The organism is Candidatus Woesearchaeota archaeon, assembly GCA_026394965.1.
Lineage (GTDB): Archaea > Nanobdellota > Nanobdellia > Woesearchaeales > 0-14-0-80-44-23 > JAPLZQ01.
In genome coordinates this window covers 1-10,903 of record JAPLZQ010000084.1, presented here as the reverse complement: position 1 = coordinate 10,903, position 10,903 = coordinate 1, and the positions used below count along the sequence as shown (strand labels likewise).

Sequence of the window (10,903 nt, the reverse complement as noted above, 5' to 3'; positions counted from 1 at the left end):
AAGCGATGTCTACAAGGCGCTGAATGACGGGAAAAAGTTTGTGATAGCACAGATTGCGCCTTCTGTGAGAAGCAGCATCGGAGAGGAATTCGGGATGAAACCCGGTTCAATTGTCACAAAAAAGGTTGTTTCAGCCCTGAGGCAGGTTGGCTTTGATTCTGTCATGGACACTTCAACAGGGGCTGATTTCACAATAATGGAAGAGGCAACTGAACTTGTGAAAAGGCTGAAGGACAGAAGAGAAGGAAAGAAAACTGCCCTTCCCATGTTCACATCCTGCTGCCCTGCATGGGTCAATTATGTTGAATCCTTCCATCCTGAACTCATTGAAAACCTCTCAACATCAAAAAGCCCCTATCAGATGCTCGGCTCTGTCATCAAGACATATTATGCAAAGAAGATGGAACTTTGGGACGGGGACATAGTTGTTGTTGCAGTCATGCCCTGCACTGCAAAGAAGCAGGAGGCAAAAAGAATTGAGCACAAGATTGGAAAGATTCCTGCAGTGGACCATGTGCTGACTGTGCGCGAGGCTGCAAAAATGATAAGGGAATCAGGAATTGAGCTTTCAAAGATTCCAGATGATGAATTTGACCAATTACTCCCAACTGCATCAGGAAGCGGGCAGATTTTCGGAGCAAGCGGGGGCGTTATGGAAGCTTCCCTCAGGACAGCAGAATACATTTTAACAGGAGAGACAAAAAAAGAAAGGCTGAAGCTTAATGAAGTAAGGGGAATGAAGGGCATAAAGAAGGCTGAATACAAGATAGGGAAGGAAACTGTCAGGGTTGCTGTTGTCAATGGAAGCGGAAATGTGGAAAATATGCTCTCAATGATTAAAAATGGGGAAATTGATGCGGATTTTGTTGAAGTGATGGCTTGCCCGGGCGGCTGCGTTGGCGGAGGCGGGCAGCCAATACCAACTTCAAGGAAGATTATTGAGGAAAGGGCAAAGGGGCTGTATTCAATTGATGAAAAATCAGAAATCAGGTGCGCGCATGAAAATCCTGCTCTCAATTCAGCATATGAATCGTTCTTTGGCGAGCCCGGAGGAGAAAATGCCGAGAAGCTCCTGCACACATCATATCGCGCAAAAAAGAAATATAATTTCAGGCAAAATTAAAAAATCATTAAAAAAATTCAGCGGATAATCTACAGGTTCTTGAAAGTCATGTTCTTGAATTCGCGGGAAAGTATCTCTGATGCTTTCTTGGTAAGCTTTCCCGATGTTATGAACAGGCACGGAAGCTTTCTTATCCCTGCCTGGACATAGGCAGAGCTTAGGTCTTCCTCATTTATTGACGCCTTCTTCCTTGCCCTGCAGAAATAACTAAGGCTTCCGACATTGCTCGGTATCCTTATCACAAAGTCATATTCTGACTTTTTCTTCTGGATGCTCTTTTCAATTATTTCCACCTTATTTGAGCTGAAGAATTTAATAACCTCTGAAAGGAAAGGCTCTTTTGCCTCTATCGGAGAAATTTCTTTCTGCTCTTCCTGAATTTCAGGAGCCTTTTCAGGCTTGCTTTCCTTTTTCTCCTCTTTTTCTGTCTTTTCCTCGCGAAAGATTTTTTCCTGGATGAATTCAGAAATTCCTTTTGGCTTTTCAGCCGGCTTCTCAATGCGCTTTTCATGGGCTTTTGCCCTCTTTTCAGCTGATTCGAGAATGGATTTTATTTCTGAATTTGCCTCGTTGTCAGAGAGAAGGTGCCATCTCCAGAATATTCTTTCAGCATCATTTTCGCTTGATTTAACAGTCATTGGGATTGCAAAGTCCTTAAGAGTCCTTAATGAAACCCTTGTCAGGGGGTCTGATGAGGAATCCTCAATAACGTGATGAAATTTAAGCATGTCATATGTCTGCCTGTCCTTTTCATTCAATAAGGGGTATAATCTCTCAAGCTTGTCCTCCTGCCCAGAAAGGTAATATACCGGGGAGCCGCCTATCTTTGCGTGGCTTATCCTAATTTGCTTCTGCGAAACCAAGTCAGAGAGTATTGCTGATGAGAGGAGTATTGTTGAGTTTATGCATTTTGCAGCTTCAGACGGCAGTGTTGGGCCGTTGATTTTTACAAATTCCAGAATTTTTTGATATGCATCTGAGCTCATTTAAAGCACCTTGAAATCTATGCACACCCGGTAAACTGCGGGCGAGTAGTGCCCGCATTTCCTGTATGCAATTATCCTTGCCTTCTTTTTTTCCTTCTGCACAGCCTTCTTTATCAAATTTGCTGCCTTGTCCGGTATTTCCTCTTCCTTAAGGAAAGTGTAGAAGTGCACAATCCCCCCTTTTTTCAGCGCTGAAAAGCATGATGGGAGAAAATGCTCTGCCCCTTTTGGAAGGGGCATTAGGATTCTGTCAAACTTTATCTTCTTTGCGAGCTTCTTGGCTTCAGCGCTTGCATCTCCCTTTATCAAAAATACGTTCTTTGCCTTGTTGAGTTTTATGTTTTCAAGCGCATACCTGTGGGCAACTGGGTTTTTCTCAATCCCAAATACTGCAGATGCCCTGCTGTTCCTCGCAATCACAAGAGGGTATGGCCCGCATCCTGAAAACATGACAAGCACTTTTTCTCCTGGCTTAACCATTCCGGCAATCCTTTTCCTCTCTTCAGACAATCTTGATGAGAAATAAACCTTTTCAACATTGAATTTCAGAACTGTATTGTTTTCCCTGTATGTTGTTTCCTTTCTCTTTTCGCCTGCAATTACCCTTATTTTCGGAGTTCTGAATTCTCCGCTGTATTTCCCTGTCTTCTTTGCAACAACCTTCACGTTCTTGTGCAGGGAAAGCAGTGTTTCCCCTATGAGCTTTTCCTTTTTCTTGAGCTCCTCCGGAAAATCCGAGAATATTATTATGTCCCCGACTATCTCAAATGATGACGGAACAATGGAAATCTCCCTTTCATCCAATTTTCCTGCAAGCGCTTCTTTTAATGTTGTCATTTTTAAAAAAAATCAGAAAGCCCCTTCTGGCTCTTTTTCTCTGAGTTGTCAATTGTCTTTCCAAGCCCTGATTCAATCCTTTCCTTGGAAAAATCATGCTTATCGCACAGAATTTCTTTAATCCTCTCAATTTCAGGGCTTCTGAAATCAAGGGGGTAGTCATCTGTTATTGGCATATTTTTTATCAAATCAAAAACATCCTGCCAGGGAAAGCTGAAGTATTCGCTCCATTTAACGCTTGCAAACATTGCGTCAAAATTCTTTCCAAACTGTTTCACAAGCTTTAATGCGCCCTTCTGCCCTATTCCCTTTATTCCTTTTGGGTTGAAGTCAGTTCCAACAAGCATTGAGAGCGCAATCAATCCTTCCCTGTCTATTCCAAGCGAGTTTAAGAGCGCTGAAAGCTCAATGAGTTCAGGGGATGTTGATGTATATGCAACTGTTCCCGGAATCTTCCTTCTTGAGCTTATGCTAAGATTCCTGACAAGCCTTTCTGCGCCGAACAGAAGCGAGTCAGCATCCTGAGAGCCGACTGCATACGCCTTTCCTGATTTGACAATATGCGCTGCCTGGGCTTCCCCTTCAGAGGGCGCCTGCACAATGGGAATTCCCATTGCAGAGATTAATTCCTTTGACTCTGCAATCATTTCAGGCGTAAGTCTTGATGTTCTCATTGCAAACTTGTGCATCTCTGATAAATCGCCCTTTTCTGCTGCAGCATCAAATCTCTTCTGCGCTTCAATCTTCACTGCCTTTCTCTCCTCAATTGTTCTCCTCTTTAGTTCAGGCGGCTTTCCGTCAAAAACATATATGAGCTTTATCCCCTTTTCCAGCAGGCTTGCGCTTCTTGTGAAGATTCCCATGAGGTGGCTTGTGACATTTCCCTTCATGTCAATAAGGGGAGTTCCGTCGCGCTGCCTAATTGTTGACAGAAATTGGTATAGCGCAAGGTGAGCGTCTATTGCAATTGTCTTTCCTGAAAGCTCCTTAAATCCTATCTCCTTCTTCTGGAAGAGCTCTGTTATCTGTACTCCCATGGCAAAAAGAAGAATGCGTCATTATAAAAATCTTTTTGAATTGGCTCATATTATGAGAACAATTATGGCGCCGAGAATGCATCCTGCTGTTATGAAGGGCATTGCGGGGTAGAATTTCCCCTTTTCGCTCTTTAGCATCAGGATTAAAAGCGCTGCTGCTGAAAAGAAGGAGATTATTGACGCCTGAAAAAATGCTGCTTTCAGGGAAAGCCCGCTTCTCACAAGCTGCTCCATTACAGCGCCTGCAAAAATCATTGGAAGGGCAATATCCCCGCCCCCAAGTATTGCGTTGGAATTTTCTTCATCTTTTTTTGCTGTCCTTCTTTCAGAAAGCCTTTTTCCCTGCTCTTTTCCTGAATTTGTCTTCCTGATTTCCAGAGACTCCTTTTTTCTGGAGTATGGGATGAAGAATCCTGCGAATATCTTTGATTCCATCTGGAATTTTGCAAGCTTAATCATGTGCGCGCTTTTCCACACGGCATATGCGTCATAGAGTGAAAATGCGATTAGGAGAAGAAGCGCCCACCACGCATTGAATATCGGGACAATGAGGACTGTTATTCCTGCGTATATCAGGAATTCAGTGCTGTTGTGCGTTATAGGATTTGGGATGAAGAGCTTTGCCAGCGCTAAAACAGCTGCAATTGCAATTGCAATCCACGGCTTTGTGAAAACTCCGATTGAAATTGAAATTGCCATCCACACTGCAAAAAAATACCACACCTTCCAGAGAGTCTGCTTCCTGAACCTTGCAAATATCAACAGTATTATTGTTCCAACTATTACTGAAACAAGAATGTAAACAAGCGACGCAGAGCCGCTTATTTCCGGCCTTGCGCCCACTGCGGTGTCATTGTGGAATGTTGTTATCTCCCCAGTCTCTGCTTTTCCAACATTCATGTCCTTTCCAACGAGGAAAAGCCCGAAAATCTGGGCTGCTATGAAAAAAAGAACTATGGTGAGCGTTATTGAAATGGTGTGCTTCATGAATTTTTAAAAAACACAAACCTTATATAAATTTAGTGATTTTTTTAGACCTAAAGATGAAGCTTGCGCATCAGGTTGAGATAAGAGTTTTTTCCAAGGAAAATGAGGACTATCAAAGGATAATTTCCGGGCTGAAATCTCTCTTCCCATTCAGCCTGGAAGAGAACAAAATTGCTGTTTCTGAAACCTGCGCAGAGGGGTTTGATGAGAAGAAGATAAGAATTGCAGAGGTTGTTGTCTCAAGGGAAAGCCTTGTAAAAATGTTTTTGAAGAGCATCATCTCAAAATTAAGCGATGAGCAGGTTGAAATGCTTAATCGCCAGATTGACAGCAGGGTTGATGATGAAGAAAACTTCTTCCTGCGCCTTGATAAGGAAAGGCTTCTTTCTGCAAATGAGTATTTCATAACAGATTCTGGAAACTGCTATCACATAAAGATAACTGTTGCTGCATTTCCAAAGAAAAGGGAGGTTGCAGCATCAATTGCAAGGCAAATTTTAAAAAAGGAAAGCAATTAGATGTGCTTAATTAAAAAAAAGAGGGTGATTGAATATGATATTGACAAATGTTGCTCCGCTGCACACAAGCTTTATGCTGACTTCTGTTATTGGAATGATTCTTTCTGGGATGTGGCTCTATCCTAGGGACGCAAGCTGGGGAATCGGGATTGGGCTGATTTTTGCAATAATGTTCATATCATCCCTGATTTCCATGACATACGGCCCGACAGAGATTGAGCTGCGCGAATACCAGAAGAGACTGGATGAAATAATAAAGAAGAGGAAATAACCCTAAAATTCTATTTTTACCTTCTTTGTAAGCCAGAAGATTATATACGGCAGTATGAAAAAGAAAGCGTAAACAATTCCCATTGCAACAGGGCTGTTTACCTTCTGGATGTTAAGCCGGCTTGAGAATGTGTTGCTTACGCTTGTTATGTAATATATGTTTATCAGGGCAAGCGCAGGTATGAAAAGCGGCGCAATAATCTTCTTCCCCTGGATTGCTTCTATCTGGTTCAGAAGAAGGCTGAACATTGTGCCGAATGCCAATGAGATTACAATCAGGATGAAATACAGCGCTGTCTTTGAAAGCACAATCAGTGTCGGTATCATTATCACTGAAAGGACAATGTTTCCCACAATCATGAGGATAAGCCCTATCCAGTATACTGCACTGTCCATCGCTATCTGGGACTTGTCCTTGTGGCTCGGCGCGTCATTCAGAATCTTAAGGGCGTGCACTATGTCATTGTCGCTCCATCCCTTGTCCTTAAGCTTGTCTATAAGCTTCTCATAAGCCATAGGAAGGATTAATATTATTTAGTATATAAAATATTTGATTGTCCGGAAATATTTTTAAACTGGGAAAGAAACCTTTTCTGCATGAGCCACTATTACTCTGAAAAGCAGGATTCTCCCCTTAGGCTTTCCAGCTTTCAGGCGTGCTTGAGGGGAAAGAATTTTGAATTTTTCACAGGAGCAGGTGTTTTCTCAAAATCCGGGCTTGACGAGGGAAGCATTCTCCTGATAGAAAAGTGCATAATGCAGGATGGATGGAAGATTCTTGACCTGGGGTGCGGATACGGTGCAGTTGGAATTGCCCTTGCAGGGGCTTTTAATTCTGATGTGCTCATGACAGATGTCAATGAGAGGGCTCTTATGCTTGCAAAGATGAATGCTGAAAAAAACAATGTTTCTGCAAGAGTCCTTAAAAGCAACTGCTATGATTCAATAAAGGACGAAAAATTTGATGCAATACTTGTAAATCCGCCCCAGACAGCAGGAAAGGAGATATGCTTAAAGATTATTATTGAGGCGCAAAATTTTCTGAAAAATGGCGGAATTCTCCAGCTTGTGGCAAGGCACAGGAAGGGCGGGGAAACCCTGGAAAAGAGAATGGAATCTGAATTCGGGAATGTCAGGGAAATTGCAAAAAAGGCAGGATATAGGATTTATGTGAGCGTTAAAAAATGATGCTTGAGATAAACACAGACGGAGCCTGCAGCGGAAACCCTGGAAAACGCGGGCTTGGTGTTGTGATTTCAGAAAGGGGAAAAATCATAAAAAGGATTTCTGAGCCAGCTGGCTTTGGGACAAACAACGAGGCAGAATACCTTGCAGTCATAAGGGCGCTTGAAGAGGCGCATTTGCTTCACGCAGATTCTTTAAGGATAACCTCAGACAGCAAACTTATAGTCATGCAGCTTAAAGGAAAATACAAGATAAAGTCAGAGGGGCTTAAAAAACTGAAGGCAAAAGCAGATTCTCTCATAAAAAAATTCAAGTCAGTTGAATTCATCTGGGCTGAAAGGGAGGGCAATTTCAGCGCAGACGCCCTTGCAAAGACCGCCTCAATGAGATAATGATGCTGAAATAATTAGTCACTGATTAGTGATTACAATAGAAAGATTTAAATATGGGAAATGGCTATTTGCCATTATGGACGCGCTTGACACTATGGTTGAGAATGATTCTTTCTTAGATGCAAAAACCTCAAGGAAAAGAAGGAATATAATCCGGAAAGCAGGGGTTTTCCTTGCAGGGCTTGGAATTCTTGGCTCCTTAACCTTTGCTTCTCCAAAATCAATGAAAGCAGAAGAGCGCGACTTTCCAAAGGTTTCCTCGTCAAATCCTTCATGGTATCTTATTGAAAACCAGCCCGCTTCTGCTTTAACCCAGAGTGTTGATAAGACTGACATAACACTTCAGATTGGAAATGTAAATGCGACAATCAACGGTATGCCTTATGCTCTTGATGCAGCCCCTTATATCAAGAATTCAAGGACAATGCTTCCGGTAAGATTCATCTCAGAGGGGCTTGATTCTGTTGTTTCCTGGGATGCAGTTGAAAGGAAAGTTACAATTAATGATGATTTATCAATTCTTAATCTCTGGATTGGAAAAAGCAATGCAACAGTGGGGCCAAAATCAATAAATGAGAATTCTGATGCTGATTCAGACGGGCTTACTTTCTCTGCTGAAAAGATTCTTGGAACAAACCCAAATAACAAGAATACTGTTTATACTACTCTTACTGACAAGGCAATCTCAGACATCTTAAAGCAGTATCCGGGAACTAATTTCTTTTCTGCAACGCCGGACGGAAGATGTGATTTGACACTTCCTGAAAAGATTGCTTTAACACTTGACCCAAGAACTCCTTTTAATGTGGATTCAATTGTTGATGACGAGTTTGCGCTCAGGTATGCTGCCAGCCGCGGATTATCAAAAACCAAAGAAAATGCGTCTAAAGAGATTGCAGGAATCGTCTTAGCTTACGGTGAAAAGCTTGGAAATGGAATGAAGCTTGCAATGGGAACAAGAATTCTTGCTCCTGAAAAAGCAGATGCTTCAGCAAGCACTGCAAAATCCCAGGTTGAAACATCATACTCATTAAGGGCATATAAGGAAGGAACAACACTTGACGCATTAACCTCAAGCGAACGCTACAAGGCATTAATGCTCCTCAACAATGCTTTTGGCGAGCAGGAAATAAACCTCCTTCTCTCCCAGAGCCCGACACTTCAGAAAAACAATCTTCAGCAGTATTCCGACTTGGTAAAAACACTTCAGGATGCTTCAAACGCAACAGAAGCATCACTCGGAAAGAAAGTGAAGGAAACAAACACATTCAGGCAGTACGTAAACCAATTAGGGCTTTATGATTACAATGCAGGCGAGCTCGCAGTCAAGATGTGGGATGGCGCAAATGATGCATTAAAAGCAGAGATAAAAAGCCATCCGAAGACATTTTTGGCAATAACCGCAGGATTCGGGCCGTATGCAAGCGCAAATAAGATTACTTATGAAGAAAAAGAATATGATTTCCAAGATTTCTCAGTAAGTCAAGGCATTAGCGAGTGGGCCTTGAAATTATTCGATTATGATGTTAAAACAGAAAAAGAGTTGTTAAGTAACAAAGAAGGGATTGTAAATAAATTTGGCGGCTTGGAAAACGAAGATTTTATGCTTTTAAAGACAATGATTCCAGATTTTTCCTTTGATGTAATCCAAACCCAAAAGACAGGAAAGCCATTCGGATTTTTTAGAGTGTTAAAGGAAAAGGGGCTTTATGATGCATTGAAATCTGCATTTGACATTACTGGTGAAATGGAAAAAACATTAGAAATAGCTAAGAATTATTACCACGATGTTAAAGAACAAGGAATAACTGCTGATTGGCTTGGTGAATGTGGCGCCGCTTATGTTGATTTGAAAATTAATTCTTTGATAAAAGCTAAAATAAATGGAGTTAAAACATCAGGAGTTCCTTATGGAGATGTGACTATCTCGGCAACGTCTCCAATTTATAATACAACAAATTCAGAGGAATTGGCCTTAGTTAATGAGAAGTTAAAGCCAGAGAATACTCCAAAAGAAGATAAAGATAAAATTAGCGTTGATGCAAACCGAATTAGTAGGATAGAAGATCTTTTATTAAAAAGTTTATTAATTCCTAGTACAAAATATTCTGTTCCGACCCCATCGGCAAATGTAGTTGGTTTACTAACCTTAGAACCAAACGAGAATTTTTTGGTTTTACCATTTACGATAAAAGGATATCTATTAAACGGAATAAATTACAACGAAAACAAATGGACTGTTGATTCTGTTGATTTATTTTTACCAGAACGAATTAATTCGAGCAATTTGATAATTAATGATTATACAAGAATAAATAATTTAAAAGATAAAAAATGGAATTTAATTATTTCTGAGTTAGATAAACCTTAAAGACAACATGTTGGTGAACTGCCACCATAAACACAGGGACAAGATGTTTCAGGTTTGCACCCGCCACTGGCGTAGCATCCTTCATCACCGCATCCTATGCATGCGCATTTTCCGTCAACACAACCGTTAACGCATTGTGTTTCGTATTCTACTAAACCGGCAGTTGAACAATGGCTCGCACGATTGCCGTTACAGAAATCTTTTGTGCAACTGCCTGTTGCCGGCGTTGGAGTCGGTGTTGCTCCTGGGATTATGCAGTCGCCGTTCTCTGTGCAGCTGCAGAGGTAGTCACCGAGTTCGTTGTATAAGCTTGATGTGAAGAAGAGATTGTTGTAGCTATCGCAGCAGTTCGGGTTGTATGTGTATTCCTTTCCTGAAACGCTCCAGTTTCCATATGGTTTTCTTGCTGCCTGCTCTGTTTTTATGTCAATGTATTTGCACGTTATTGTCGCCCTTATCCCGTTCTGCCAGTCAGAGAGCCCTGCTGAATCAGTAACAGTGATATTATAGTAATAAACTCCCACATCCTCTGGCTGTGGAATGAATGTTTCATACACAATTATCCGCGTTGGGACAAAAACTACGTTTCCCAGTTCAATCTTCCACTTTTCTATTGTGATGTTAAAGTCATCCTCGTCAGGGTCAAATGCTAATGGTGAAACGCTTATCGGGCTTGATATCAGCCCGTTTATCTCAGGGATGTATTTCAGCACAGGATTTCTGTTCTGGCGCAGGAATATCAATTCATACTGCTTTCCCTCAATCTTTCTTTTTAGGTCTGTTAATTTGATTATGTCATAGTCCTTTCCGGGGATTACGCTGATTGCAACTGCAGGGTAGAGCGGATTATATCTGTATTCATTTACCGTTATGCTTTCGAGGGGAAAAAGAAGATTTGTCTTGTCCTCATAAATTACATTTCTTGCTATCTCATACATCCTCTTGAGACTTATCTCTGATTTATACGCTGGAATCTTTGAGATTCTCTCTGAATAATCCCCCATTGAAACATCAAGAGGGTAGTCAATGTAGAAATTTGTTCCTGAATCTGCAAGGATTATCTCAAACTTCGGCTCCTTTGCATCTATGCTCATCCCTTCTTCTCTGAATATTGAGAGGTTTATGCACTGCTTGAAGTCGTTTTTGATGAAAAGCAGCATTTCCTCTTTCACAAGAGGGTATCTCTGAATTACTCCT

Annotated in this window: 13 protein-coding genes; 6 read left to right on the top strand and 7 right to left on the bottom strand. The window is 41.4% G+C overall.

Translation table 11 applies throughout. The features are described from left to right. Positions 1-1,123 (top strand): [FeFe] hydrogenase, group A (locus NTV63_03625; protein MCX6710013.1); only part of this gene is annotated, 1,123 nt, incomplete at its 5' end. 29 nt (positions 1,124-1,152) lie between these two features. On the opposite strand, the gene NTV63_03620 is transcribed toward NTV63_03625, so the two are convergent. From NTV63_03620 to NTV63_03605, 4 genes are read right to left on the bottom strand one after another with little or no spacing between them, the layout of a single operon-like run. Then, positions 1,153-2,109, bottom strand: coding sequence for a hypothetical protein (locus tag NTV63_03620; protein MCX6710012.1), 957 nt, complete (start codon positions 2,107-2,109; stop codon positions 1,153-1,155). Then, positions 2,110-2,946, bottom strand: a complete 837-nt coding sequence (locus tag NTV63_03615) for a class I SAM-dependent methyltransferase family protein (protein MCX6710011.1) — start codon at positions 2,944-2,946, stop codon at positions 2,110-2,112. It abuts the gene before it with no gap. Positions 2,947-2,948: 2 nt separating this feature from the next. After that, positions 2,949-3,983: a flap endonuclease-1 gene (gene fen, locus NTV63_03610; protein MCX6710010.1), complete on the bottom strand. Its 1,035-nt coding sequence runs from the start codon at positions 3,981-3,983 to the stop codon at positions 2,949-2,951. A gap of 45 nt (positions 3,984-4,028) precedes the next feature. Continuing rightward, entirely contained in the window at positions 4,029-4,970 is a 942-nt protein-coding gene (locus NTV63_03605) for a presenilin family intramembrane aspartyl protease (protein MCX6710009.1), read from the bottom strand. 56 nt (positions 4,971-5,026) lie between these two features. Here NTV63_03605 and NTV63_03600 point away from each other — a divergent pair, with 56 nt between their 5' ends. Both NTV63_03600 and NTV63_03595 read left to right on the top strand, forming a co-directional pair. Then, the gene (locus NTV63_03600) at positions 5,027-5,488 is read left to right on the top strand and encodes a hypothetical protein (protein MCX6710008.1); all 462 of its coding nucleotides are present in this window, start codon (positions 5,027-5,029) and stop codon (positions 5,486-5,488) included. A 34-nt stretch (positions 5,489-5,522) separates the two neighbouring features. Beyond that, complete coding sequence (locus NTV63_03595; GenBank protein ID MCX6710007.1) at positions 5,523-5,759, top strand: hypothetical protein; 237 nt, start codon at positions 5,523-5,525, stop codon at positions 5,757-5,759. A gap of 2 nt (positions 5,760-5,761) precedes the next feature. Here NTV63_03595 and NTV63_03590 read toward each other — a convergent pair whose 3' ends face one another. Beyond that, complete coding sequence (locus NTV63_03590) at positions 5,762-6,274, bottom strand: hypothetical protein (GenBank protein ID MCX6710006.1); 513 nt, start codon at positions 6,272-6,274, stop codon at positions 5,762-5,764. An 81-nt stretch (positions 6,275-6,355) separates the two neighbouring features. Between NTV63_03590 and NTV63_03585 the strand changes: the two genes are divergently transcribed. Together NTV63_03585 and NTV63_03580 are read left to right on the top strand one after the other, a co-directional pair. Beyond that, positions 6,356-6,946: a methyltransferase gene (locus NTV63_03585; protein MCX6710005.1), complete on the top strand. Its 591-nt coding sequence runs from the start codon at positions 6,356-6,358 to the stop codon at positions 6,944-6,946. Beyond that, positions 6,943-7,335: a ribonuclease HI family protein gene (locus tag NTV63_03580; GenBank protein ID MCX6710004.1), complete on the top strand. Its 393-nt coding sequence runs from the start codon at positions 6,943-6,945 to the stop codon at positions 7,333-7,335. Before NTV63_03585 ends, NTV63_03580 begins: the two co-directional genes overlap by 4 nt. Positions 7,336-7,353: 18 nt before the next feature. Here NTV63_03580 and NTV63_03575 read toward each other — a convergent pair whose 3' ends face one another. Beyond that, a complete protein-coding gene (locus NTV63_03575; protein MCX6710003.1) occupies positions 7,354-7,671 on the bottom strand; it encodes a hypothetical protein in 318 nt (105 codons plus the stop codon). Here NTV63_03575 and NTV63_03570 point away from each other — a divergent pair. Next, entirely contained in the window at positions 7,559-9,706 is a 2,148-nt protein-coding gene (locus NTV63_03570; GenBank protein MCX6710002.1) for a copper amine oxidase N-terminal domain-containing protein, read from the top strand. The genes NTV63_03575 and NTV63_03570 overlap by 113 nt on opposite strands. Here NTV63_03570 and NTV63_03565 read toward each other — a convergent pair. Next, positions 9,703-10,903 (bottom strand): hypothetical protein (locus NTV63_03565; protein MCX6710001.1); only part of this gene is annotated, 1,201 nt, incomplete at its 5' end. The genes NTV63_03570 and NTV63_03565 overlap by 4 nt on opposite strands.